The organism is Paenibacillus sp. MMO-58, from assembly GCF_037146255.1.
Classification (GTDB): domain Bacteria; phylum Bacillota; class Bacilli; order Paenibacillales; family Paenibacillaceae; genus Pristimantibacillus.
This window is the reverse complement of record NZ_JBBCVY010000001.1, coordinates 1182404-1208173: the sequence shown is the minus strand read 5'-3', so window position 1 is coordinate 1208173 and position 25770 is coordinate 1182404. Positions and strand designations below refer to the sequence as shown.

At 48.9% G+C, this 25770-nt stretch carries 21 protein-coding genes and 1 riboswitch; of the genes, 2 read left to right on the top strand and 19 right to left on the bottom strand.

Annotated elements, in window-relative coordinates; translation table 11 throughout:
• Positions 1 to 29 precede the first annotated feature (29 nt).
• From WFJ73_RS05560 to WFJ73_RS05495, 14 genes are all read right to left on the bottom strand, one after another.
• Complete coding sequence (locus WFJ73_RS05560; RefSeq protein WP_336772072.1) at positions 30 to 488, bottom strand: GNAT family N-acetyltransferase; 459 nt, start codon at positions 486 to 488, stop codon at positions 30 to 32.
• Positions 489 to 578: 90 nt separating this feature from the next.
• Positions 579 to 2537: an ATP-dependent DNA helicase gene (locus WFJ73_RS05555; protein WP_336772071.1), complete on the bottom strand. Its 1959-nt coding sequence runs from the start codon at positions 2535 to 2537 to the stop codon at positions 579 to 581.
• Between the two features lie 79 nt (positions 2538 to 2616).
• The gene (locus tag WFJ73_RS05550; protein WP_085982415.1) at positions 2617 to 2841 is read right to left on the bottom strand and encodes a cold-inducible protein YdjO-related protein; all 225 of its coding nucleotides are present in this window, start codon (positions 2839 to 2841) and stop codon (positions 2617 to 2619) included.
• Positions 2842 to 2991: 150 nt separating this feature from the next.
• Positions 2992 to 3525, bottom strand: a complete 534-nt coding sequence (locus WFJ73_RS05545) for a YceI family protein (RefSeq protein ID WP_336772070.1) — start codon at positions 3523 to 3525, stop codon at positions 2992 to 2994.
• A 107-nt stretch (positions 3526 to 3632) separates the two neighbouring features.
• Complete coding sequence (locus tag WFJ73_RS05540) at positions 3633 to 4247, bottom strand: LysE family translocator (RefSeq protein ID WP_336772069.1); 615 nt, start codon at positions 4245 to 4247, stop codon at positions 3633 to 3635.
• Between the two features lie 21 nt (positions 4248 to 4268).
• Entirely contained in the window at positions 4269 to 4661 is a 393-nt protein-coding gene (locus WFJ73_RS05535) for a GNAT family N-acetyltransferase (protein ID WP_336772068.1), read from the bottom strand.
• 138 nt (positions 4662 to 4799) lie between these two features.
• A complete protein-coding gene (locus WFJ73_RS05530) occupies positions 4800 to 5531 on the bottom strand; it encodes an ECF transporter S component (RefSeq protein ID WP_336772067.1) in 732 nt (243 codons plus the stop codon).
• Complete coding sequence (locus tag WFJ73_RS05525; protein ID WP_336772066.1) at positions 5513 to 7195, bottom strand: ABC transporter ATP-binding protein; 1683 nt, start codon at positions 7193 to 7195, stop codon at positions 5513 to 5515. Before WFJ73_RS05525 ends, WFJ73_RS05530 begins: the two co-directional genes overlap by 19 nt.
• The gene (locus WFJ73_RS05520; RefSeq protein ID WP_336772065.1) at positions 7168 to 8061 is read right to left on the bottom strand and encodes an energy-coupling factor transporter transmembrane component T; all 894 of its coding nucleotides are present in this window, start codon (positions 8059 to 8061) and stop codon (positions 7168 to 7170) included. The genes WFJ73_RS05525 and WFJ73_RS05520 overlap by 28 nt, the downstream gene beginning before the upstream one ends.
• Positions 8058 to 9044, bottom strand: a complete 987-nt coding sequence (locus WFJ73_RS05515; protein ID WP_336772064.1) for a DUF4430 domain-containing protein — start codon at positions 9042 to 9044, stop codon at positions 8058 to 8060. The genes WFJ73_RS05520 and WFJ73_RS05515 overlap by 4 nt, the downstream gene beginning before the upstream one ends.
• A 69-nt stretch (positions 9045 to 9113) precedes the next feature.
• Entirely contained in the window at positions 9114 to 13646 is a 4533-nt protein-coding gene (locus WFJ73_RS05510) for an S-layer homology domain-containing protein (RefSeq protein ID WP_336772063.1), read from the bottom strand.
• A 171-nt stretch (positions 13647 to 13817) separates the two neighbouring features.
• A riboswitch (cobalamin riboswitch) is annotated at positions 13818 to 13997 on the bottom strand.
• Positions 13998 to 14078: 81 nt separating this feature from the next.
• Positions 14079 to 14831: a metallophosphoesterase family protein gene (locus tag WFJ73_RS05505; protein WP_336772062.1), complete on the bottom strand. Its 753-nt coding sequence runs from the start codon at positions 14829 to 14831 to the stop codon at positions 14079 to 14081.
• Positions 14832 to 14863: 32 nt separating this feature from the next.
• Positions 14864 to 15538, bottom strand: coding sequence for a ribose-5-phosphate isomerase RpiA (rpiA, locus tag WFJ73_RS05500; protein WP_336772061.1), 675 nt, complete (start codon positions 15536 to 15538; stop codon positions 14864 to 14866).
• A 219-nt stretch (positions 15539 to 15757) separates the two neighbouring features.
• Complete coding sequence (locus tag WFJ73_RS05495) at positions 15758 to 16369, bottom strand: cell wall hydrolase (RefSeq protein ID WP_442955925.1); 612 nt, start codon at positions 16367 to 16369, stop codon at positions 15758 to 15760.
• Between the two features lie 286 nt (positions 16370 to 16655).
• Between WFJ73_RS05495 and xerS the strand changes: the two genes are divergently transcribed.
• A complete protein-coding gene (gene xerS, locus WFJ73_RS05490) occupies positions 16656 to 17753 on the top strand; it encodes a tyrosine recombinase XerS (RefSeq protein ID WP_336772060.1) in 1098 nt (365 codons plus the stop codon).
• Here the strand turns inward: xerS and WFJ73_RS05485 are convergent.
• From WFJ73_RS05485 to WFJ73_RS05475, 3 genes are all read right to left on the bottom strand, one after another.
• Positions 17750 to 19558, bottom strand: a complete 1809-nt coding sequence (locus WFJ73_RS05485) for an ABC transporter ATP-binding protein (protein ID WP_336772059.1) — start codon at positions 19556 to 19558, stop codon at positions 17750 to 17752. The genes xerS and WFJ73_RS05485 overlap by 4 nt on opposite strands.
• An 18-nt stretch (positions 19559 to 19576) precedes the next feature.
• Entirely contained in the window at positions 19577 to 21322 is a 1746-nt protein-coding gene (locus WFJ73_RS05480; RefSeq protein ID WP_336772058.1) for an ABC transporter ATP-binding protein, read from the bottom strand.
• A gap of 310 nt (positions 21323 to 21632) precedes the next feature.
• Complete coding sequence (locus WFJ73_RS05475; protein WP_336772057.1) at positions 21633 to 22166, bottom strand: ADP-heptose synthase; 534 nt, start codon at positions 22164 to 22166, stop codon at positions 21633 to 21635.
• Positions 22167 to 22346: 180 nt separating this feature from the next.
• Here WFJ73_RS05475 and WFJ73_RS05470 point away from each other — a divergent pair, with 180 nt between their 5' ends.
• Positions 22347 to 23324, top strand: a complete 978-nt coding sequence (locus tag WFJ73_RS05470) for a YpdA family putative bacillithiol disulfide reductase (protein ID WP_336772056.1) — start codon at positions 22347 to 22349, stop codon at positions 23322 to 23324.
• Here the strand turns inward: WFJ73_RS05470 and WFJ73_RS05465 are convergent, their stop codons facing one another.
• A complete protein-coding gene (locus tag WFJ73_RS05465) occupies positions 23325 to 24656 on the bottom strand; it encodes a DUF4129 domain-containing protein (RefSeq protein ID WP_336772055.1) in 1332 nt (443 codons plus the stop codon).
• Complete coding sequence (locus tag WFJ73_RS05460; protein ID WP_336772054.1) at positions 24653 to 25762, bottom strand: DUF58 domain-containing protein; 1110 nt, start codon at positions 25760 to 25762, stop codon at positions 24653 to 24655. Before WFJ73_RS05460 ends, WFJ73_RS05465 begins: the two co-directional genes overlap by 4 nt.
• Positions 25763 to 25770: the final 8 nt, after the last annotated feature.

The following is a 25770-nucleotide window of genomic DNA, read 5'->3' as shown; positions in this document are numbered from 1 at the left end:
ATTGTTCTTGGCTCTTTTGTAACCACTATTTATAAATTCAGCTTTTTCCCCATACATACGCTTTCTTCGCTGCCGATATAAGGCCCGTAGTTAGCAACCTGGACATAGCCCAATTTTTTGTACAACGAAATCGCTTCCGGCTGTCCCGTCCCCGTCTCGAGGACCGCTTCCTGCTTTCCTTCTTCGGATGCCCATTGCTCCAGCTCTTTAACGATTCGCTGCGCTATTCCCCTGCCCCTTGCCTCCTCTTTGACAAACATACGCTTGATTTCAATGGTATGTTCGTCTCCGGCCTCCCTGTAACAGCCACAACCGACGGGTACATCATCAAGATAAGCAACCACGGCATTTGCATCCAGCTTGACTTGATTATGCGCATCAAAAAATTGCTGCGTGTCCGGGTATCGGCTCCAAAGATCCTTATCGAGCAGCATAATCAACTCGCGGAAATCCACATGGTCCGCAGCTACTCTTAATAATTGAATCATTGTCATTTTCCTTTCTATCTTAAACTTATAAATTCTATTGTAGTATAGAAAAGCCAAGAAAAGCATCATGCTCTTCTTGGCTTCAATCATTTAGACTACTAGATGCTCCACCTTAACACCCTCTGGCAATATATGAAGCACCTGCTTGCGTACAGCTTCGTCATTCAGCTCCCGGCCGAAAATAACAACCGTGCCTCGGTCATCGCGGGCGCGGATTAGGCGGCCTATACCCTGCCTTAACCGCAGGAGCATGTAAGGCATGTCTACATCCGCAAACGGATTCGCGGAATCGCTGCGCCTCGCTTCAAAGACCGGATCATTAGGAGGGAACGGAAGCGACCACAGGATAACCTGCGACAAGGATGGACCCGGTATGTCCAGCCCTTCCCATAAAGTGACCGCGCAGAGCACGCTTGTCTCGTCTTTCTGGAATTCGGCGATGAGGTGGCTGATCTCAGCCGATCCTTCGAACAAGAAACGATAGCTGCCCGTAAGACCAATGTCCTCTGCTTCCTTGCGGAATCGTTCAAGCTCCTCCATGGAAGGGAACAGGAATAACGTACGTCCGCCTTTTTGCTCCAGCAGCTTCTCGGCAGCTTTCATCTTATCCGTCCAGATCAGCTTGGCCTCCGATTCGCCAGGCATAAGCGCCTGCATCTGTTCCTCATATACGTAAGGAGAAGGCACCGAGAAAGATAACGCCTGCTCGATTCCCAAACTTTCTTTGATATAATCAAATGCTCCTCCGACGGACAAGGTTGCCGAAGAGAAGACGATTGGCATTTTCTTCGAGAACACCTGCTCCTTAAGCACTTCCTTGACCCATCTTGGCATGATCACCAGCGTAAGACCGTCCTTATCCTCCGAAGCCCAACTGATCGGCTTCTCTTCACGCTTGAAGAGAGACAAGGCAAACTGAATCATTTCGATATGCTCTTCCACAATTTTGAGCTGATAATCATCAATCGTAAACAAGCCGCTTTCGAACACAAGCTCTTCCTCAATGGAAGCTAGCATGTCCTGCAGACGGTTCACCTCGCGGACCAGCTCCGGGCTCCAGAGCACTTCCTTCCGGCTGGATGCCGGTACAGCCTTGCTGTTGCGGGCGATAAGCGCGAATAAATGATCGCTTTGCACAATCGCATCCTCTACCGCGAGCGCAAGCGTTTCCCGAATCTCATCCTGCAGAAGGCGCGTAATAATGCTCTCGAATACCGCATGGTTCAGCTTATATGTTAACGCCTTCTGAGCCGCGGTCTCGAGCAGATGTCCTTCGTCAAAGACGACCGAGCTATGCTCAGGCAGGAGCGGAAGCTGACCTTCGCGCTTGCGTGCCTCGTACGTCCATACATGTTCCATGTAGAAGTCATGCGAGCATATGATCAGATCGGCAGCTTTCCGGTAGTGATCGCGGGATAAGGTCTGACCGCAGCGATGCCTTCGGTCGCAAACCAGACAATCCTGGAACACATCCCAGCCCAGCTTGGACCATTGTCCATCGTTTAATGACGGGTAGTCTTTGCGGTTGCCGTAGGGATGGAAGCTTTGCATCGTCTCCGGCTTATGGACAAACGAAGGCAACTCTCGGAAAATCTCATCGAAAACCTCCGCGTCCTCATCAAAAGCCGATCTCGTATCGTCCAGTTTGTTTAAACAAATATACTGATCGGGCGATTTCCCGAGTCTGGCATCAATCGTAAACTCCAGATAATTGGCCAGCTTTGCGATATCCCCCTCCGGCTTTACAAGCTGCTCGATCAGGGATTCGTCGGCACAGGCAATGATAGCGGGTTTTCTGGTGTAACGGGCATAGCTGATAGCATAGAGCAGATAAGCAAGGGTTTTCCCCGTACCGACTCCCGCTTCCGCAAATATCGTCTGCTTCTCGGCATAAGCCCTTTCAAGCTGAAAGGCCATATAGATCTGTTCGTCTCGAACTTCAAAGCCCGCTTCCGGCAGCTGTTCATAAAAAACATCCGCAATCCAGTCGCTTGCCTGCTGAATGAATGGTAGCTTGGGATCAAACTCAAATGGATAATGATTGCTCACTTATATTCCTTCCTCCACAAAGCACAAACGGCTGCGTTCCCTGACGCAGCCGTTTGGCTATTCCCCCGTAAATTAAGTACTAAAAGTCAAATTCCGACTTTGGCTTGCGCGGCTTTGGCTTTGCTTTCTTCTGAAGAGCCGGCAAGTGCTTCATGCTTCGTCCCATCGGTCCCTTGCACATTGGACACAATTGTTCTTCGGCAGCCATTTCATCCCGAATCCATGCTTTGCAATCTGGATTTTTGCACTTCAAAATTTTGGTCGGTATTAGTTTTGGTTTCGTGATGTCTTCGCTTGTAGCCACTTTTTTTGCATCCTTTCCTTAACGCGTAAAAACAAACTTCGATTAATATATCACTTCCATAGCTCTTAAGTCAAAGGGGCTAGGCCGTTTTTTCAAAAGAAAAAATTCACCCCGGGATGAGGTGAATTATTCATCAATATTTAGCCGAATTTACGCTTGTTTTCCTACTTCAATCTCAATCGAGATTTTCACTTCGTCGCCAATCAATACGCCGCCTGTTTCCAGTGCCGCATTATAGGTCAGACCATAATCGCTGCGTTTAATGGAGCCTTTGCCGCTGAAGCCGGCCTTCTCATTGCCCCATGGATCTTTGCCTGCTCCTTCAAAGGTAACGGAGAAGGTTTCCGAACGAGTGACGCCATGCAAGCTGACATCACCTGTTACCTCATATTCATCATCATCGGTCTTCACGATGTTGGTTGATTTAAAAGTCAATTCAGGGAACTGGGCAATATCGAAAAAGTCGCCGGTGCGCAAATGATTGTCACGATCCGCGTTGCGCGTATCAATGCTGCTCAGATCAACCGTGAAACTGATAGCCGCCGTCGTCAGGTCTGCAGGATCGGCATCGATCTCTGCCTCGAATTTGTGGAAGGTGCCTTTAACTTTTGCGATCATCATGTGCTTAATGGTGAAATCTACGCTGCTATGCGTGAAGTCTACTGCCCATTTCGAATTTGCCATGAATATTCCCTCCGAGTCATCATTATTAACTTACTAATTTTTATTAAATTAATAATATATACCTAATAACGATATTATCGGAAAAATAACCTATTGTCAATGCTTTCCTATCCTTCCAAGCGAATTGCCGACACCAAGGACCATACTCCGAATACAAGCAATACAATGCCGGATAAAACGTTAATCCATCGCATGGCCTTCGCATTCAGAGCCGTCCGGATTATCCCTACCAGACCGGCGAGCAGAAGCCACCACGAGACGGAGCCAAGAAAGATTCCTAACACAAGCAGGAGCGAGTCCCCTGTTGTTGCTTGAACGGAATGCTGGATGCCCGCAAAGATAGCCGCAAACGATAAGATCGTCATCGGGTTGGTTAGAGTCAGAAGGAATGTTGTCAAATAAGCTCTCGCCAGCCCGTTATTTAACGGAAGCTCTTTCCCGCTATGCGGTAAAGCCCGGACCGATTGATAACCTAAGTAACATAGAAATAATCCCCCAATTAATTGGATCCACATACGCTGGTCAACCAGAACATTCGTTAATGCCGTAAATCCAACTGCCGCAATGAGCCCGTATACGGCATCCGCGGAAGCCGCTCCTAGCCCGGACAAGACGCCATACCATCGGCCTTGGTTGATCGTTCTTTTCATGCATAACACGCCAATCGGCCCCACCGGGGCTGCAATCGACAATCCTACAAGGACCCCGCTCCACATACTCATGCTGATTGTTCCACTCCTGTTTTACAGGGTCATCCTCATTAGAATTCCTGCAATCTCGATGTCTTCCTCATTCTTTAACGCTTTTAAGTCGTATGGTTTAAACCCGAATTGATTGTACATAAGTAGAGCTTTTGTATTCGTGCTGTGGCAGATCAGGTTCAATTCTCTTAGTCCAAGCTCTTCTTTAGCCCGTTTCAGCATCGTTTGGATTAAAAACCTCGCCGCCCCAATACGACGGTATTGCGAGCTGATGATCACATTGCCCAGCCATCCGCTGTTGCCTTCTTCTATATCGTATAAATTGGAGTACCCTACCGGCACACCGTTATATTCGATTACTGTAGGTACCCTCCTCGTTAACGACACCTCGTATAGAAACTCCGGATCGATCGGAAACGTTCCTTTCGGAAACATATAAAAGGCTTCTGAGGCATTGGCAGGAAAAGCGGCAATTCTCTTAAAATCTTCTTGTGTGCTATTGCGAAACGCAAGCAAGACAATACCCCCTTTTATCCAAAGCATTCCTATTATAGCATTGTTTTTTCTGATTCATTACTCATATAAGCCATACTTCACCTTTATCCTCTCCAGCTTTTCCAGCATCGGCTTAGCAAGTATAAATAGAAAAATGACAGTTGCCGCAGCATGGATGAGATCAAACCAGAATCCTGAAGCGTACGTTGCGATCAAAGCTTCTCGAGAAATAGAAGGCGTAAACATCAGCATCGAGCCGATATTAATGATTCCTCCGTATATGACGAAAGTCGCTAGTCCGCCAAATAAACATAACGAAAGCTTATTCGTCCTAAGCCAGCCCTTCCTGAACAGGAGGCCCGCAATGAAACCAATGATGCCGAAGCAAAACATCTGCCAGGGAGTCCACGGCCCTTGCCCGAAGAAGAAGTTCGAGACAAAGCCCGACGTCGCCCCGACTAGAAACCCTGCCTCTGGACCAAAGCTCACTCCCGCAATAATGACAATGGCCACGACCGGCTTAAATTGAGGGAGCATAAAAAACGCTGCTCTGCCCGCTACGGCAATGGCAGATAACACGGCAATAACGATCAGCTCCCGTGCTTGCGGCTTTCTCCGCTCGAACAGCATAACAAACGGAAGCATCGTATAGAGAATAATCAGCAGACTAATAAAATAATACTTTCGGTCATCCAGGGCAAATACTCCAAGCAGAATGGTTGCCGGGATCATAATAACAATGAGAATTGCGGATATTAGCGTTCGCTTCCCGAACCGGCTTCGTTCTTTTTCTATCCCATGTTTCTGCATAGCTCGATCACATCCTCTGCCGTTACCGCATGTCGCCAGACATGACGCGCCATTCGGTTCGCGGCTGTCGTATAGAAGCTGTTTCCGGCGAAAAAGTTCTTCGCCTGTCCGCTTGATGTGATGCCGCCGTCAAAAAACATGGCGCATACATCCGCATATTTGGCGCAAAATTCGATATCATGAGAAACCATCACAATCGTAACGCCGGTTTCATTCAACTGCTTCAAGTAGGAAGCAAGCTTAGCCTTGAAAAAGCTGTCGAGCCCTTTCGTTGGCTCATCCAATAGAAGGATCCGGGGCTCAAGCAGCAGTACCTTGGCTAACGCCGCTCTTTGCTGCTCCCCTCCACTGAGGTCATACGGATGCATGGCAAGGAGAGGCTCAAGCTCAAGAAACTTGCATACTGCCTGAACTTTACTTGCTTTCTCCTCCTTCGTCATTGCGGAATCGGAAAGCATGTCGAATAAATCCTGTTCAACCGTCTTCTTCACGAACAGATGCTGCGGATTTTGCGGAAGGTAAGCCAGATTGTTCCGATACAGCTCTTTAGCCTTCATCGAGGCTACATTATTCCCTCCGATATACACCTTGCCGCGATAGGGCTGATAGAGCCCTCCGGCCAGAGATAGAACAGTCGTCTTCCCCGTTCCGTTACCGCCAACCAGACAATAGAACTGTCCTTCCTTCACTTCAAAAGACAAGTCTTTAATAATATCAAGGCCATTCTTCTCGTATTTGAACCATACATCCTTGAATCGGATGGCTGACTGTTTGACAACTGATGAAGAAGTAGGAACAGCAGAAAGTGATGCTGCTTCCTGAATGAAGGGATTTCCCTTGTTGTAGCTGTCGAACCACTGACGGCCTTCCTTCACAGTTAACGGATAAGGGAAGTCTTCTGCTACCCCGGCGTAAATCTGCATTGGCGACGGCATAGCCGTGAACATCGGATGATTCATCTGCCGCAAGGCCTCCCCTGCTTCACGCGGTTGCTCATCTACAATAATCCTGCCGTCATCCATGACAATGAAGCGATCCGACACCGGAAGCACCTCTTCAAGCCGATGCTCGGTCATTATAATGGTCGTGCCAAGCTCCTGATTGATTTTACGCAAGGTTTCGACAAAATCAGCTGCGGCAATCGGGTCAAGCTGTGAGGTTGGCTCATCTAGCAGCAATACCGACGGATGCATGGCCATAATAGAGGCAAGATTAAGCAGCTGCTTCTGACCGCCGGACAGCTCCGCAACCGACTTATGGAACCAGGTCTGTATACCGAAAAAACTAGCCATCTCCGCTACGCGAAGCCGAATGGTCTGTTGATCTAAACCTAAGCTTTCGAGCCCAAAAGCCAGCTCATGCCACACTTTATCGGTAACGATGCCATTATCGGGATTTTGTTGGACAAATCCGATTTCGGAAGCTTGAGAACGCTGGTCCAGTTCTTGAATAGGCTCACCGCGGAAAGCAATCCTGCCCTCCCGCTTCCCATGCGGAGTCAGGATTGGCTTGAGCTGACGCAGCAAAGTGCTTTTCCCGCTACCTGATTTTCCGCCAATCGTGACAAACTCGCCGCTTTGAACCGTTAAATGAATAGAATGCAAGGCCTCCCTTTCCTGTAACGGAAACGTAAAGCTTACATTTTGGATGTGATAGATCTCCACTTGATTGCCTCCATCGTATGTTGAATAACCGGCAGCATGCAAAAGCCCAAATAAGCCGCATAGATCAGAAAGCTTAAGGGTGTAATAGCCGCTGCTTTAATAGAGGGAAAAAACCTCATCGAATACAACCCGTTCGCTTCCCCAATCATGATCATGACAATCAGGCTGAGCATAACGGCCATAAATCCTTTATCCCGGTTATCAAACCTATATAGCGAATAACTGGTTCGGCCAGTCAGCCCGTATCCCCTCGATTTCATCGAATCAGCTGTCTCAATTGCATTTTCCAGCGCCCAGGTTGTCATAATCGATAAGATCTTCAGTCCGTTCCTGGCTCGTTGAATGATGTTCCCTTGCGATACGTCTTTGCCTATATTTCTCTGGGCATAAGAAATCCGCTTGATCTGTTCCTTATATCTTGGTACAAATCTCAACACCATTGATAAGATAAGGGACATTGCCGGGATCAGCTTGCCGAATAAGTAGATAAATTTATCCGAGGTCATAACCGCGTTGTAGCAGGAGAACCAGATTAAGACGGTTACAAACATACATGCGGATGAAATCCCGTACAGGATGGATTCGAGCGTAACCGGGTTACCGCTTCTTAAATAAAAAAGGATCGTAACGCCCGCATGACTAAAAGCCGGGTTTATAAATGCAGTAAAAAGCAACAACGGAAGCATAAATATCAGTTGGAACCGCACCGCTCCCTTGCCTCTCAGCAGAATGGAATAAACAGATGCACTAACCAGTGCGATGCCTTGCATAACGGGATGCATGAAGAACATGCCAAAGAGCAATACAGCCGTAAAATAAATAAAGTTTATAAAGGGATGATAGCCGGCAAATCCGCTCCGGTTCATGACTTATCCCCTGCTCCCGCGGAATAGCCGCCGACATCGCGCCCAAGATCGCAAGTGTATACCCACTCCACAACATCGCCGTCTTTCAAGGCGTATCTGCTCGCTCCATAGTTAGGAAACCAGCCGTTCACTTTATACATCCAACCGCTAAGCTCCCCGCAGTCGAATTCGTAAATATTATGAATACCTTCGACATAGTTGCTGTTATAAATCGGAGTCATCTCAAACTCCATATGAATCTTGTTCTTCTTCATTTCCCGGAGAAGGACGTCAAAGACCGACTCGCCTTCATAAAAGGTAACTTTCTGCTTTGGATAAATAACGCCGTCCTTCGGCAAAACTTCAAGTTTATCTTCGTTAAAGCTGTCCAGATTGTTTAATATCGTTGCGGCGGACACCGACAGCGTAACGGTAAGCGGCTTCTTCTTGTCGATCTTTGCATCCTGCCACTCAACCGGCTTTGGCTTCCCTGATGGAACCGGGTCCGTCTGATATTTATCCTTCGTCTCTTCAGGCGAAGCAGCCGGAGGTTTTGTTGCCGGAGTCGCTTCTGCACCCTTCCCAGACCTCGTCCCGCTGCCGGACGGTTTAGCCGATTGCGAAGGAGTTGGTGAAGCTTTAGAATCACCTGCCGGCTTAACTGTCTCCGCTGCATGACCACTGTCCGAATTCATAGCAGTGTGCGTTTCAGTCGACGGAGACTGCTCTAGACCCGTAGCTGCCGGCTCCTCGGATGATGTCGCGTTTTCAGAAGAGTTATCGGGTTCCGTTTGCTGCTTTAACGGATCTTCTTCCGGTCCAGATTGCGTTTGGTTTACCGCATTGCTAGGCGGCGGTGTTGGTGCAAGCTCTTCCGCAGCTGCCGGCGAGGTCGCCGACGCGCTCTCCGAGGATGGATTCTTTGCGTAATTCCCTCCCCAGAAGTAGGCAATCGCCAATACACCGATGATGAGCAGCGCGGACAGCCATTTTTTCTTGTACACTCTAATTCCCACCTCTTTATGAAGAAATAACGAAGCAAGGGCATACGAATGCCCTTGCTGAGGCCAAGCTTATTTCACGTCTGTCATGTCATAGAGACGGGTATCTCCGCTTTTGAACCGGTCGTAAGCGACCAGCGCATAAAATGCCTGATCCGTTGCCATCAGATCCACTTCGCCAGGCTGGGCTCCGCCATTACCGGTACCGCCGGATTTCACATGATAAAATCCGCCGCCCGTTGCCGAGTAGCCAAGTAATGCGTCCAGTACGCTATGGCCGTTTTTCACAAATCGGGAATCGGTTTGCGGATCAATGCCAAGCGCGGTCAATGCGACAACGACTTGTGCCGAGCTCTCCGAGTTAATCGCCCCGCCGCTAACGTAACCGCCATCGGCTTGTTGTGCTTTGGAAAGCCATGTTATGCCGCGGTCAACGGCCGCCTTCACGGTTGGATTAGCGTTATAATATGGCGCAAAGGCCTGCAGCACCATTGCCGTAATATCCGGATCCGCTTCAGTCGGCTTCTCGCCAAGTGCCCAGCCTCCTCCTGCAATCTCTCGGTTAAGAATAAAATCTGTTAGGAGCTCTTTGGTAGTCTGTGTTTTCACACTGGAGTCTGCTGGAATCGAGTAGCCTTTGCTGTCCAGTGCAATCAGGGCAAAGATTGGTCCATTAATTCCCTGCTTAATTACGGTCTCGTAGTCCGCCAAAGGTTTTGCCAGATCATAGCCGGCTACATGATGAATGTCTTTTCCGATGGCCGTTAAAGCCAGAATGACGCGATCGTATTCCGTGTACTTCACCGAGTGAAGTTTGCCTCCTTTTTCTTTTACCGCCTGCTCAACGTTGGAAAAATAGTTGGCGTAATAGGAATCAGGTACGGGCATGCCGGAACGCGCCAGCCCCAGAACCGTCCATTCTCCGCCTATGCTCGCAATCACCGGATCGGTTACGGTCTTTTGCAGGAAAGCAGCCGTTGTCTTAATGTGACCCTGAACTTCCAACTGCTTTGCGTCAACCGGACTGCTGCCAGCGTTGCCTGCCTTTTTATAATCGTAAGAACGCATCGCCACAACGGCTGCCATCTCGCGGGTAACCTTGGCTTGCGGATCAAATTTGCCGGACGATCCAGTCATTAAGCCTGCTTCTGCAATGGTTGCGATATCAGACTGTGCCCATACCGATGCAGCCTGCAAATCTTTGATCGCGGTTTGCGGTTGTGCCGCCTTCATGCCAAGTGCCCGGACAATCGTCACGGCCATTTCTTCGCGCGTTATGCTTGCGTTTGGATCAAAGTGCTGCTGATAGCCGTTCATATAACCGGCTTGGGCAACCGCATTGACATACGGCGCGAACCAGTCTTTCGAGGTTACATCCGTAAAACCGGCCGCAGGCGCGGTCGTTGGCAGACCCAGAATAGATACGAGCATTTTCGCAAACTCTGCTCTTGTAACCGAATCTTGCGGATGGAACTTACCGCCGCTGCCTTGCACAAAGCCTTTTTCGGATGCCTGCTCAATCGCTTGCTTTGCCCAAGACGAGATTTGGGAAGCATCGGAATAAAGCTTTTCCAAACCATTAGAAGCCGGGGGCGTGCCTGTACTGCCAGAACCGCCCGCTCCTGTATCTTCGCCTTCATCATCTCCGTTGTTGCCATTCTCGCCAGGCGCTTCCCAATCATCCGGATCCACGCCAAGGTCGATACCTAGATTGGTTGTGTAACGCCATTGAAGCTTATCCCCGTCTTTAAGTTCATAAAGGCTTGCGCCATAGTTCGGGTAAACGCCATTGACGTTGTACATCCAACCGCTTCCGCTGCCATGGTCAAATTCACCGTCACCTGCTATGGACTGAACATAAGCACTGTTGTATTTCGGAGTAAAGACGTATTCGTAAGTCAAACCTTTGCTGTCGAGAACACGTTTAAGCAAACTCCACGCGGTATCTCCCTCACGAAGTTCGATCTTTGTGTTTGCAACGGTATAACCTTTATTAATCGTCAATTTGTCAACGGATAAGGTTACGTATTTCGTAGCCGTCGGCGGCGGATTGCTTCCTCCTCCATCTACAACAATTGTGCTCTCAGCGAAAGCTACATAATCCGTAAAATGATTCGTCTTGATAATCAGATCAGAGCCGTTGTCGTACGTGTATTCGTTCTTGCCGCTTGCAAGGCCAAGCGCATCGCTGGTGTATTTCGTAATCGAAGTGGCAACGCCGCCCTCGATATAAGCAACGCTTTTGCCGCCCATCCCTTTAAGCGTCAAGGTAACGAACTGATTGAATTGCACGCGTGCGCTCCCACCCATCGAGAAGGCAACTGCAACCTGATCCATTTTTTTGCCGCTTGCAACAATGTTCTTAATCTGGTTTTGCAAGACGGAATCGGAAGTATTTAAGGCAGTAAGCAAATGAATGCCTGCTGAGTCTCCGGATGTCACTTGCGTGCCTTGCGGAATCAGGATCGAATTATTTCCTTTTACCGCTTCAATCTGCGGCAGCGCAGTGGTAAGCGGAAGACTAAGCTTTACATCCGATGCTTTGCCAGCAGGAATCGAAATGCCGATTTGTTTGCCGCTGTCTGCTGCCGTAACCGGTATTCGGTAATCTGCCGAATCATCCGGAACCGCTACTTGCGGTGTATTGCCTGACGGAAGTGTCAAATCACCGGGATTCGCCGGTTGTTGTTCAGTGGAAAGCGTGACATCCGTCATATCATAAAGAGATTTCTTCTGTTTCAAGTAGCGGTCATAAGCTACAAGTGCATACGTACCTTGATCGGTCGCCAATCCGTTGACGCCGCCCGTCTTGGTATGACGGAAACCGCCATCAGGCAAAGCATAGAGTAAGAACGCATCAATCAAGGAATGGCCGTTCTTTACAAAACGGGGATCCGAGTTGGAATCGATCCCTAATGCGCTAAGAGCAACAATGACCTGCGCGATGCTCTCGCTCGAAGAATAACCGCCGTCATTGCTGCTCTGTGACTTGGACAACCAAGTGACTGCACGGTCGGCAGCTGATTTGACATCAGGGTTGCAGTTGTAATAAGGAGCCAAAGCTTGAAGCGTCATAGCCGTCAAGTCCACATCAACAAAGCTGCCAAAGCCCCATCCGCCTGCATTTTCGGTGCCTTTCTTAACCTCCTTATCAACCATGTATTGAATAAGATTGGCTCTTGTGGATTGAACCGCTACGCCCGCTACGACAGGAATATCGTATTTGTGGCTGTCCAGTGCCAGCAAGGCAAAGGTAGGTCCGTTAATGCCTTGGGCAATAACTTTATTGAAATCTGCCAGCTTCTCGAGCTGATTATATCCGCCGACATTCGTTACATCTTTGCCAATCGACGTCAGCGCCAGGATAACTCTGGAGTGCTCGGTATATTTATTTGGATCTAGAACGTTTTGTTTATCTTGAACAGCCGCTACGACCTTGTTGTAATAAGTATCATAGTAGCCATCCGGCACTTGGTAGTTGCCGCGTGCCAAGGTAAGGACTGACCACTCGCCGTTTAACGTTCCGAAGACGGGATTGCTTACCGTTGATAATAGATAAGCCAGATTGCGGTCGACGTATTGATCGATTGTACCTGCAGCATTTGCCTTGTATGTAACCGTATAGGTCTGCGTTGCCTGGTTACCGGCACCATCTGCCGCATTGATGACAAGCGTATTCAAGCCAGATACTAAATCAGCTGTATACTGTCCGTTTGATGGTTGCAGCAGATTTCCGTTCAGCTTCACTTCAGGGTCGATTGTCTGCTGAACGTTATCCGTAACCGATACCGAGAACGGAAGCTGTTGTGCCGTTACGACCTGATTGTTAACAAATCCGTTAACCGTGATGGAAGGAGGAGTCGTATCCTGAGCTCCTGCCAGCTCTGTCAAAGCCGAATTAACTTCCTCTTGCGTACTTTCAATATTTTGTAATGTAGCATATGCATGTTCGTACGCTGGACCAATCTTCACATCATTCAGCAATTCCTGTTTGTCAGGTGAGCTGTTGATTTCAGCAATGGCTTCCGTTAATCCATCCTTGTTCGCGAGCCGGATATCTCCCCACTCGCTGCCAAGGTCCGTTCCGTATCCGTATACGGTGAATTGAACACGGATGACATCGCCGTTTTGCGGCTCATAATTGGAAAAGCCAACGGGAGGGAACGCATTATTTACGGCATACATCCAACCGGACATATTGGTGTAGTCAAACTCACCAAGCCAATTCTCATCCACTTTGCCGCCAAACACCGCATGATTGTCTTCCATCATCTTTGTTAGGTAGGCTGGAAGCTCAACCGGCCTGGAATCGTTATCTTTTACTTTGGATAAATAAAAAGCGCTATCGATCGATCCCGAATGCTTGTAGTTCTCTTCCCCAAGAAGACGGTCGACCAAGGCAGCCCCATTGTCCCCTTCATAAAAAGGCACTTTTACGGGCTCTTTAATATAGCCCTGGCCAAGCGTAAACTTCTCCACATCCAGCGTGACGTAACCTTCCGGCGTATCTGCGGGGTCGGCATAAGACACACGGACTGGCGTTACAGTAACGGATAACGTTACTGCTACAACAAGCAGCCATACTAACCATTTATTCTTTTTCATTACAAGCTCCCTTTCTATAACTCTTTCATTCTCTCGGGCACAACTACCCATCCGCACAGCAAAAAACCCTCCAACTCGTAAAAGTTGAAGGGCTTGGTCAAGTAGACATGTCAAAGTAAGCATGCATAATGAACACCCTCCTATCGCTCGTAGAATTGTGGTGTAAAAAGAATCAGGCAGGTATTCTGGCTCGAGCGTCAATGCCTATGCACCCTTCCCGGTTGCCCAGTGGATATGCGCATAGACTCGTCTCTTACAGCGGCGGGACCGCGTGGGATTCTCACCCAACTTCCCTTTTAACCAATCCAATACCATCGCCCTAACTGGCGGAAGGTATCATTGGCACCTGATACTTATCTCGTATTCAATTTGCTTGCTCATCATAACGAATATTTTTCGTTTTGTCATGCTAAATTTTTCAATTCTATAGGCCTATTCTCTCAGCTGATCTCCGTGAAAGACTCGCAAAATAAACTCCCGGTCGGGTACATCCAGCCTTTCGTAGGAAGCAAGGAATGCCGAATTATCATATTCCGCCTCCTGCAGCTGTACCTCAAAACCCTGCTCGCTCACCGTAACGATCGCGTACCTGGCAGTAGACTTATTGTTGCAGCCAAGGGAACCGGGATTAAGAAACGCTTGTCTGTCGCTGCGGAAATAATGAACCGGATGATGATGGCCAAAACCGATCAATGCGTCTTCGTAACCGTCGAACAGCTTTTCCAGATTGGACAGGCTTGGCTCAACAATTGGGCTAAACGGATCTTTGCTTATCGGATCGTTAAACTTGTCCCGCGCAATATGATAATGGGTAAAAAGCATGCTTTTGCCGTGCGCTTCAGTCCGGATCATACGAGGCATTCGTTCCAGCAGCGGGACAAACGACTTGTCCATTCTATCCGCTATCCACTTATGATGCCGTTCCGAATGGAAATGGCTTTCCGGATAAGGTTCACCCTTGATAATCGCGAGCACGGCTTCATCATGATTACCGGACACATAGGATACATCATCCCTGGAGAAAAGCGTATGAAGCACTTCATTCGTATCCGGCCCGATTCCGATTATATCTCCCAAGCAATAGATGGAGTCAATCTCGTGCAAAGTGTCGATCTCATGAAGGGCCGCTTTTAACGCTGGCATATTGCCATGGGTATCCGTTATTAACGCAAACCTCTTATTCATGCTTCTCCACCCTTCCTGCTTGTTAGGCTGGTTTATTCCTTTGGGATACTCCGGATCGAACCGTCTGCGGAGCCCACAATAACTAGACTTGCCATATGGATAAACAATCCGTTGTCCACAACGCCGGGAATCCGGTTCAGGTCATCATGAAGCGCTTCCGGATCCGTAATGGCGCCAAACTCGCAATCCGCAATATAGTTGCCGTTATCGGTCACATACAGCTCTTCACCTTTCTTGCGGAGCTTCGGCTCGCAGCCCAGCTTGCGAAGCTTCTTCACCGTCAGTTCGAAAGCAAACGGAACAATCTCGACAGGCAGCGGGAACTTGCCAAGCTGCTTCACGTCCTTGCTCTCGTCCACGATAATAATCAGCTGCTTGCTTGCAGCCGCTACAATCTTCTCGCGAAGCAGAGCTCCGCCGCCACCCTTAATTAAGTGAAGGGCAGGATCCACTTCATCCGCCCCGTCAATTGTCAGATCAAGCACGTCCACATCGGCAAACGGCATCATCGGAATGCCAAGTTCTTTCGCCAGCTGCTCGGATTGAACCGAAGTTGCGACTGCTTGAATGGTTAGCCCTTCTTCCTTCACCCGACGGCCAATCGCTTGAATCGCCCAGTACGCGGTAGAGCCGGTACCAAGTCCTACTTTCATCCCGTCCTTGACGAGTTCAACTGCTTTTTCTGCTGCAATACGTTTCGATTCCATGAGATCACCTTATTTTATTTAGAATTTGTGCAAAGGATTTAATAATTAGTATAACAAAGCAATGAATGTTAGGAAATATAGGGCAGGTTTATATTCTTTATAAAATAAAAGGCACATTCCCGCTCGATCCGAGTAGGGAATGTGCCTATAACTTTTATTTCTTTAAATAAACCGTGCCGATATCGGGCAAGCTTTGTACACAGCCCTTCGTATTGGATCTTATACCGCGAAGATATGATTGCCGATTTGAACGATTTGCTTGCGGGACCAGATCCACTTCGATGTAGCCGTCTTCGGATTAAAATAATACAACGCGCCTTGCGACGGATCGTTGCCGCCAAGCGCATCTAGCGCAGCTTTGTAGGCTGTAGAATCCGGCTTCAAATTATATTGGCCGTCATCAACCGCCGTAAATGCGCCGGATTGTTCGATTACGCCTTTAATGGTTTTCGGGAAGCCGTCAGCATCAAGACGATTTAATACAACCGCCGCAACGGCAACCTGGCCCTTGAAGGACTCTCCGCGCGCTTCTGCATAAACGATACGTGCCAGAAGATCAAGCTCTTTCTGATTAGCGGAAACCTTCTTCAGCTGGGTCCAAGTTTTCTCCTCCGCTACACCATCCGACTTAAGTCCGTAATCCACTTGGAATTTGCGAACGGCCTCTTCCGTCATTTTTCCGTAAAACGTTGTAATCGCCGTATTATCGAAATAACCTAACGTCTTCAAACGGAACTGCAAATCCGGCACATCCGGACCGTAGCTGCCATAACTGAGCGTCGCTGGCGCCGCTGCTTTCGCAGCCTGAAGCGGCATGGCAACCGTCATCATAAATGCTAGAATAATGGAAATACTATATTTATAAATTTGATTATTAATCAATATTAATACTCCTCTCATTTTATTAATATTTGCATAAATCATTAATTGGAAAAATTTTGTTGTGTAACGGCAGGTTTTTAACGAGTTTAACATACAAAAAAAAATATAGTAACCCGAATACATTAATTACATTTATTTGCTAATCTAACTTTTTCCTCACGCTCGAATCCTTTCGATTGTTCCCTATCGCTTGAATTGGTACAATATAGGAAGATTTAAAGCGAGGTGAACAGCATTGAATGTGATCAAAATCAAGGATCGGCAGGAGCTAGACCGGCGTGTTCCGATGATGCCCTGGTATGTGGAGAAATTTATCAACTATAAGCTTCCCGACCTCTCTCCCTCTTCATTGCTGGAGTATGTCAGAGACTACGAGACGTTTATGGGATGGCTGATCGCCGAAGGATTATCAAGCGCGGAAAAAGTGAAGGATGTCCAGCTTATCGAGCTTGAACGGCTGCATATGGACAGTATCGATACCTTCCGGATGTTCCTTGCGACCAATCCGAACCATAGCAATACCAGAACAACCATTACGCGCAAGCTGTCGTCTCTAAGGTCGCTCTTTCATTATTTGAGCCAGATCGCCGAGGATGACGAGTTCTATCCGCTATTAAAGCGGAACGTGATGGCCAAGGTCTCGATCAAGCGAACGCATAAGCCAAAAGATACGGCGGCAAAGCTGGAAGGCAAGCTGCTGCAGGAAGAAGAAATACACGAATTTCTGGCCTATATACATGCTGATTACGAGAAGGACGTTGCGGAGAACAAGCAGGCTCTATATTCCTATCAGCTAAATCGAACCAGAGACAGCTGCATTATCAGTCTCATTCTTCATTCCGGCCTTCGCGTCTCCGAAATCGTAAATCTCAATACCGATGATATTGACGTGAAGAAGAAGCTCGCCTATGTCTACCGAAAAGGCAAGAACGACGATACCTTCAAGACTCCCGTCTATTTCCGTCAGGAAGCGGTTGATGATCTAACGGCCTATTTGCAAATGAGGGACTCCCATTATAAAGCGCCTAAACGTGAAAAAGCCCTCTTCCTTGCCATTGCTAACGGCAAAAAAGAAGGCTCTCGAATGACCAAACGCGCCATTCAGGAAATGGTAATCAAATATGCGAAGCGATTCGGCAAGCCTTACTTAAGCGTACATAAGCTCCGCCATTCGTTCGCAACCGATTATTACCTGCGTAACGATATTTACATGACCCAGGAGCAGCTTGGGCACGCCTCTCCCGAGACGACCCAAATCTACGCCCATCTTACGGATAAAACGATGGCCGAAGCGATCGACCGGATTAAGCAAGCAAGCGAAGCCGCGAATTAAGCTTCGACTTGCGTTAACACGGCCTCTTGCATGTTAAGCTGCGTATTTACCAGCTTCGCATACAGACCGCCAGTCTTCATCAATTCATTGTGCGAGCCTTGCTCCGCGATTCGTCCGTCCTGGACAACAAGAATAAGATCCGCGTCGCGTACCGTCGAGAGACGGTGCGCGATGATAAAGGCGGTGCGGCCGTTCAGCAAAGTCTCCAGCGCTTCCTGGATATGCTGCTCCGTTTCGGTATCTACGCTTGAGGTTGCTTCATCCAGAATAAGAATCCGCGGATCGGACAGCAGCACCCTTCCGAACGCAAGCAATTGCCGCTGGCCAACCGACAGCTTTGAACCCCGCTCCTCTACCTCCGTATCATAGCCCTCATTCATGGACGCAACGACACGGTCCAGACGCACGCTTTCCGAGGCTTGAATCATTTGCTCCCTCGTTGCCCCGTCATTGCCATACCGCAGGTTCTGTTCGATAGTTCCCGAGAAAATAAACGAATCCTGGAGTACGATTCCCATCTGTCTGCGCAGAGATTCCAGCGTAACGTCTTTGACATCCAATCCGTCAATCGTAACTTTGCCTCCGGTTGCATCATAGAACCGCATAAGCAGGTTAACGATTGTACTTTTCCCTGCTCCCGTTGGTCCAACCAGCGCAACACGCTGGCCTGGACGAACCCTAAAACTGACGTCATGAAGAACATCCGGCTTGGATTCTTCATAGCGGAACGATACGTTCTCGAACGCTACTTCGCCGCGGATCGCCGGCATGCGGCGCGCATCGGCAGCATCGGTTACCTCGGCATCGGTATCCAGAATTTCAAAGATACGTTCTGCGGAAGCCATCGCCGACAGCACTTGGCTGTACACCTTGGACAATGCGCTGAGCGGTCCCCAGAAGCGCCACAGGTAATTGATGAAGGCCATAACGAAACCGATTGTAAGCGCACCGTCCATGACTTGTTTTGCTCCGAACCAGACGACGATACAAGTACCGATCATTCCCACCAATTCGACCAGCGGGTATACGGTTGACTCCAGCATAATAGCGCGCATGAAAGCCTGCTTGTTCCGGAAGTTGATTCCTTCGAACCTAGCGCTGTTCTTATGTTGTCGAGAGAACGCTTGAACAACGCGGATTCCTTGAATCGTTTCGTTCAAATGTCCGTTAATGGCCGACATCGTCTTGCGCGAACGGGTCCACGCCCCTTCAATTCTCGGACGCAGCCGATTTACGATTAAATACAGAAGCGGCATCATAATGAAGGACAGAAGCGCCAGCTTCCAGTCCATCCAGAGCAGAATCGCCACGATTCCGACCAGATGCGTAACTTCCATAACGGTTGTGATCAGACCACCGTTAATCAGTTCGCCAATCGCGTTTGTATCATTAGTGATACGGGACATAATCTTTCCTGCCGGGCGTCCGTCGAAGAAGCGGAAGGACAGCTTCTGCAGATGATTAAACAGCTGCTGGCGAAGATCGTACAAGATGCGCTGGCCGGTAAAGTTAATGTATTTGGTATGTACCCAGCCGCAGCCCCAGCCGATCAGCTTGATACCGAGCAAGGTAATACCGAACAGATGAATAGCGGTAAAATCTCCTTTGGTAATGCCATCGTCGATCAAATATCCAAGCAGCAGAGGCTCTGCCAGGCTTAAAATCATATTAACAAGGACAACGCCTATAATGATAGTAAGCGTCTTGCGATAAGGCTTTAAATAACCAAGAAGCCTCTTCATATAGGAGGGATTAAAGGGTTTCTCCTCAATCTCGCTGTCGTCATCCCATTCCACTTGACTCATGTATTCCCCTCCCGTCCGTTAGCGTCCTGCCGCGAGCTTCTGCCGTTCAAACAGCTGTCGGAAGAATCCGTTCCGCTCGCTTAATTGTTTATGGGTACCCTGCTCAATCAGACGACCTTGTTCCAATACGAGAATGCGGTCGGCATGCTGAATCGAGGACAAACGCTGCGCAATAATAAAAGTGGTTCTGCCTTTCATGACTTCAAGCAGCGCTTCATGGATAGCTGATTCCGTTGCCGTATCCACGCTGGCTGTTGCTTCGTCGAGGACCAGAATCGGCGGATTCATCAGAATCGCTCTTGCAAGCGCTACCCTTTGTCTTTGACCGCCGGAAAGCCCTACTCCCCTCTCGCCAATCAAGGTATCGTAACCGTGAGGCATGGTCGTGATAAAATCATGGATTTGCGCTTTTTGAGCCGCATGCTCGATTTGCTCCATGGTCGCATCCGGGTAGCCGTATGCAATGTTGTCCCGAATAGAAGCGGAGAATAGAAACGTCTCCTGCGGTACGATACCTACACTGCTGCGCAGGCCATCCAAGTCGTAGTCACGGACATCAATGCCGTCGATCTCTACCGTGCCGGACGATACATCGTAGAACCTGGACAGAAGCGCAATTAGGCTGCTTTTTCCCGAGCCGGTTGCACCTAATACGGCAATGACTTCACCCTTCTCCACCTCGAAGGAAATGTCGCTCAGAATCGGTTGATCCTTCGATTGATCCTGATCATTAAAGAAGAAGCTTACATTGCGGAAGGAGACCTGCCCTCGCATGCGGTCGGTTGGGACTCCGTTCTCCGGCGTTACAATATCGCAAGGCGTATCGAGAACCTCGAATACGCGCGGAGCCGCCTTAATCGCCTGCTGCATAATATTGATCTGCCAGCCCAGCATGTTGAGCGGCCAAATAATCCCCCATGTATACCATTGGAAAGCCATAAAGGTCCCGAGCGTCATCTCCCCGCGAGCCACGTATACCGCTCCCAGCCAGATCATCAGGACAAAGGTTAGCCCCCCAAACAATCCCATCAGTGGGAATGCTTTCGCTTCCAATTTTGCGCGGTCCATGTTGGTATCAAAGTTTTGTTTGTTCCGCTCGGCGAACTTTTGCTGCTCGACCTCTTCCGTTGCGAACGATTTCACAACTCGGATGCCCGCAATGTTTTCCTGAAGGGTTGTCGTCAGCCGTCCGGTCTGCTCCCGGATACTGGACCAGGCAGGACCAACCTTATTGCTGAACCACCATAAAATAAGCAGGATAAGCGGAATCGTAACCGTACTAATCAAGGTGACCTTCCAATTCATCCATAGCATAAAGATCATCGTGCCCACAAAGGTCAATAATCCAGTCAGCAAGCCCATTGCGCCAAAGCCAACAAAGTTTTTGACGGCTTCGATATCGCCGGTCATCCGGGACATCAGCTGTCCGGTCTGTGCCTTGTCGTAATAAGAGAAGGATAACCGCTGCAGCTGTGCATAAAGCTGCTCTCTTAGCTTAAACACAACGTTTTGCCCGACAAGCTCCTGGGAATAGCCCTGCACGAACATCCCGGCGCTTTTTAACGCCTGAACCCCGATCAAGAGCAAGGTTAGCCACAAAATAAGCGATACATTTTCCTTCTTGATGCCTTCGTCAAAGATCTCGCGCAATATCCACGGCGCCACGAGGTCGAAGATCGTAGCGAACAGCATGACGACAATGGCTGCTGCCGCCCATTTCGCGCTTGGTCTAACGTACGCTAACACCCGCAATAATACTTTCACTCTCTTGTATGCCTCCCTTCTCACCTGAAAAGAACAAAAAAAGACCCCAAGCCGCAATTAGGCTCGGGATCCTTGCAAAGATGTAAACGCCATTAAACAGATAGTTACCCGCTTATTGACATCCCATCGCGAAGGCGGCCTGTACGGCATGCATGGAAAAAACGAACCAGAACAATCATTGCCTGTTGTTGATTCCGCATACCGGACACCCCTTTCCCTTCGGATTTGTATTTCGTGTAATCTGTTCGTATCGTAACAGACGGACTCTCTCTCATGCAATAGCTGATTTTGTCGAATCGCTATTAATTTTTCAGGAATCGCCGAACTGGCTCGCATCCTTAATGGAGATGCCTTCTTCTACCGCAAACTCGAAATCTTCGATATCGTATATCTGGACAGGCACTCTTGCTTCGAGCAGCTTATCTTGAAATTCGAATTGATCGGACAACAGCGGAATTTGCAGCTTCGAGCTGGTCAATAGCAGCTCTGTCTCGATCGGATCGAAATATTCGCCATAATGCGCGTTATCTACGGCATGTACAATCGTGAACTGAATCCTGTCGTTTAAGATTAGCGGAGAGCTTTCCCGCCATGGCACTTGCATGGCGCGTTCGATTTTTTTCCGGTTGAGCGGATCCTCAAAGAACGAAATGAGCTCGCCGATTTTGCTCTTTACATGCGCGTCATCCTCCGGATCATCCATTACCGGCTCTGCCCCGTCTCTCATATCGTACAATTCAAGAATGGATGAATAAGGCACGACGTAATCAATCGGACGGCTCGGAATAAGGAGATGTCCATACGTTGCCACCATAACCGCTTCTATAACAAATCGCCGTCGCATAGTTGCCCCTCCTTCTCTAACCACGGTTCCACATTATTATACAATAATACCTCCCCTGTACAAGATAGCCATTCGCCAAATTTGCATAAAATCCGCGGGTAGCTGTACAATGAGGGGTAATGTTTACAAGCATGAATAATCAGTCATACTCTTTTTTCGTTTAAGGAGGTTCCACTACAAGTGATCAAAGAAGAAGCTATTATTATCGGAGCCGGTCCATGCGGTCTTGCCGCTGCTATTGAGCTTGAGAAGATCGGACTTCAACCCGTCATTATCGAGAAAAGCAATATCGCGCATTCCATTTCCATGTATCCTACATACATGCATTTCTTCAGTACGCCGGAACGGCTGGAAATCGGAGAGATCCCGTTTACGACGCCCAACGATAAGCCTTCACGGCTTGAGGCGATCAATTATTACCGGACTGCCGCGCTGCGCAACAACTTGCGCGTGAATGCGTACGAAACGGTTCTCCGGGTTGATCGGCAGGACAATGGATTATTCCGTTTAACCAGCGCAGACCGCTACGGCGAAGAAAAACAATATGAAGCCCGTTATGTCGTTGTCGCAACCGGCTATTTCGATCATCCGAATTATCTCGGCATCCCGGGAGAAGAGATGGATAAAGTCACTCACTTCTTCCGCGAAGCCCATCCCTATACCGGCATGGAAGTGGCGATTATCGGCGGAAGCAACTCGGCAATCGATGCAGCACTGGAGCTGGAACGGGTTGGGGCAAAGGTAACGGTCATTTACCGCGGCGCTGGCTACTCATCGAGCATAAAACCTTGGGTACGGCCCGGGTTTGAAGCCAAAGTCAATAACGGCATCATTCGTATGTTATTTGAGTCACGAGTTGTTGAAATCGATAAACGTCATGTTATCGTCGAATCTCCGGAAGGGCGTCACCCGGTCGCCAATGATTTTGTGCTGGCTCTTACCGGATTCCATCCCGACCGTGATTTCTTGACGAGCTCCGGTGTACGCATCGAGGAAGAAGGCTTCCCGTACTTTGATGAAACAACAATGGAGACAAACGTACCAGGCCTTTATCTGGCCGGTGTCGTTGCCTCCAAGCATGAAGCGAATGAAATCTTCATTGAATCCGGCCGCTTCCACGGCAACAAGATTGCCGAACATATTGTTTCGCTTCGTTAATTATTTACGCTGCTCGTCCAATTTCTTTTTAAGGGATTGGACGAGTTCTTCTTTTGGCTCCTGTCCGCCGTAACGAACCTCGTCATATAGTCGGGCAAGCGTATCGGTGTCTGCCTGTGTGGCGGATTTGCTGCTCCAGGCTCCAATATCCGATGTCGTTTCTCTAACCGTGTAGTGAGGTTTATAATCATACCCCCGACCTACCGCTGCCGTAACGTATCTCCGGTACAGATAACGGATTTTCTCCCCTGCCGTCGACAACTCTTCCCAGCGAGCTTCCTTCTTCCGGCTTGATTTGCCTAGCCTTACGCTCCATTTGGATCGGTCAACCAGACTTTCTACCTCATCCGTGTAACCAACGGCACCTTCCTTGCTGTCAGCTGCCCGTTCCCAGATTCTGCCCAAGACCTTGTTTAAGAGCCGATATAGCTTGCGGCCAATAAAGAACAAGAGAACGGCGACACCAATGATTAGGAGCACGATGCCAATGTATTTCGCAACCAGCTCCAATCTTTCCAGCCAAGCCGGCGGATTATGCGCCTCTACGGGAGGCAGTCCGCTTGGAGGCGGCTGCGTATCGGAAGGCGGTTCTTCGACCGGTTCGGCCGAACCGTCCATCCAGCCCAAAATTTTATTCATAACCGCATGGAAAAACGATTCAATGGAAGACTGCAGCTGGCGGAACAATCCGGCAATAAGCAATAGCACGGCTACAATCGTCAGCATAAAACGGTTTTGCCGCTTGAACACTTTTGTCGTCGAGGATTGAATAGCTCCGCCGGATTGCGTCTCATAGGACAGCAACCGTTCGTTAACGATGTAAAGCATCAGAATAAGAGCAACAATGCCGCAAAAGGTCAGAAACGTAAAATAGGGCTGCAGCTTTTCCTGAAGATGGGCAACAATCGTTAATATCGTATACAAAATGATGCCGATAAACATAAGCGTATTCGGAAAAGCGACATACCAGCCTTTTGCGCTTGTTCCCATTCCTCTAACAGCGGTAAAAGCTCCAAGCAATACCGGAAGGATAGCCGTTGCTCCCGGTAGATCCGACTGAAAGGCCATTAACACGGCGTAGATCACGCCCGAATGAAGCGCTCCAAGCAAAATCCCGAACAGCAGCCGGTATATTCTCCTGTTATTTTTCAACTTCCCGATCCACACCGCCCCCGCCATATAAATGAACGGAACGGTTAGAAGCCATAACGCCATAAACGCATCGGTTGACGAATAGAAAAGCGCGATGAACCATATCGGCAAAGCGAATAACGTTTCTATGCTCCCATGAAGCAAATGCAGCATTGGCTGATGCTTTTTCAATTGGGTCATCCTGCCTCACCTGCCTGCTCTTGAATCGGATTGGGAGTAGTCAGCTTCCAATGAACTACCGCATTCCCGTTACGGCGCAGCCTGTCCGCCTGAAGCTCGAGCTGATCGTTCCAGAAGCTGGAGATCACAAGCACATCACGCTGGGAGTAGCCGCTGTCCGCTTCTCGCGTTAATAGATCCGCAAATGGCTCCGTCCGGACAAGCTCGAGTTTTGCCATGACCTCGAAAATATCCGTCAGATGCCCTCCGCCGCTGCGCGGTTCAACGAACGTACTTCCGAACTCCCCGATAATCGGCATATTCGTGCAGAAGCCCGCTTCCATACCGCCTTGTATAACCGCTTGGGCCGCACCGGCCGCCCATTCGATTCCGTGCTCAATCAACTCTTCGTCGTTAATGGAACGCCACATGCTTTCGTTGTCTTCCGAATTCAGGTAGACCATCAGCCTGCGGTCCGCCGTATAATCGTATTGATGAACCTGAAGGTTTCCGGTTCTGGCCGTTGCTTTCCAATTGACCATTTTGTACGTATCGCCCGAGCGGTATTCGCGAGTCCCCATTACAACGAACGGATCCTCGACAATCCAGCGTCTGACCGACAGCTCCCCTTGCCAGCTATGGGAAGGCAGCTCATGAACCGGTACCTCGGCAGGTGTCGGGTAGACGATTAATTCGCCATTTAACCCAATTTGCTTCGTCTGATGCAGAAAGCCCAGCAAGTCGCCTGCCGTCATGGTAACCGACTGCAGCTTATACCAGCCCCGCTTCTGGCATACAATGCGGTGTCTTCTCGTAATTTTCGTATAAGGCATAAGGGTGAAAAAGCTTTTATGATTTTGCAGCAGCTTGCCGCTGCTTACTTCCAGATTATCCTGCCTGTGAAACCTTAAATCCGAGGACAATTGGGATTCGACCCGCATCCAGGGAACGGGCAGCCATTTGGCATTAGTCAGCTGCTCGACCAGCTCGATCGTTTCGCCCCGATAGCTTACCCTTTTTTGAAATTGCCGTTCATACCCGATTTGACGCAAAGCATACTTATGAAAGATTTTGGCCTGCAGGAAAAAGACAATGATTGCCGCAAACGCTACCCAGAATATAATCATCGACTGCC

Excerpts from the sequence above, each read along its gene's own strand:
- rpiA (WP_336772061.1), bottom strand. The coding sequence starts at position 15,538 with ATGGAATCGAAACGTATTGCAGCAGAAAAAGCAGTTGAACTCGTCAAG.
- WFJ73_RS05540 (WP_336772069.1), bottom strand. The coding sequence starts at position 4,247 with ATGAGTATGTGGAGCGGGGTCCTTGTAGGATTGTCGATTGCAGCCCCG.
- WFJ73_RS05465 (WP_336772055.1), bottom strand. The coding sequence starts at position 24,656 with ATGACCCAATTGAAAAAGCATCAGCCAATGCTGCATTTGCTTCATGGG.
- WFJ73_RS05485 (WP_336772059.1), bottom strand. The coding sequence starts at position 19,558 with ATGAGTCAAGTGGAATGGGATGACGACAGCGAGATTGAGGAGAAACCC.
- WFJ73_RS05475 (WP_336772057.1), bottom strand. The coding sequence starts at position 22,166 with ATGCGACGGCGATTTGTTATAGAAGCGGTTATGGTGGCAACGTATGGA.
- WFJ73_RS05535 (WP_336772068.1), bottom strand. The coding sequence starts at position 4,661 with ATGTTTCCGAAAGGAACGTTTCCGATCGATCCGGAGTTTCTATACGAG.
- WFJ73_RS05495 (WP_442955925.1), bottom strand. The coding sequence starts at position 16,369 with ATGATGACGGTTGCCATGCCGCTTCAGGCTGCGAAAGCAGCGGCGCCA.
- WFJ73_RS05510 (WP_336772063.1), bottom strand. The coding sequence starts at position 13,646 with ATGAAAAAGAATAAATGGTTAGTATGGCTGCTTGTTGTAGCAGTAACG.
- WFJ73_RS05460 (WP_336772054.1), bottom strand. The coding sequence starts at position 25,762 with ATGATTATATTCTGGGTAGCGTTTGCGGCAATCATTGTCTTTTTCCTG.
- WFJ73_RS05520 (WP_336772065.1), bottom strand. The coding sequence starts at position 8,061 with ATGAACCGGAGCGGATTTGCCGGCTATCATCCCTTTATAAACTTTATT.
- WFJ73_RS05530 (WP_336772067.1), bottom strand. The coding sequence starts at position 5,531 with ATGCAGAAACATGGGATAGAAAAAGAACGAAGCCGGTTCGGGAAGCGA.
- WFJ73_RS05560 (WP_336772072.1), bottom strand. The coding sequence starts at position 488 with ATGATTCAATTATTAAGAGTAGCTGCGGACCATGTGGATTTCCGCGAG.
- WFJ73_RS05505 (WP_336772062.1), bottom strand. The coding sequence starts at position 14,831 with ATGAATAAGAGGTTTGCGTTAATAACGGATACCCATGGCAATATGCCA.
- WFJ73_RS05545 (WP_336772070.1), bottom strand. The coding sequence starts at position 3,525 with ATGGCAAATTCGAAATGGGCAGTAGACTTCACGCATAGCAGCGTAGAT.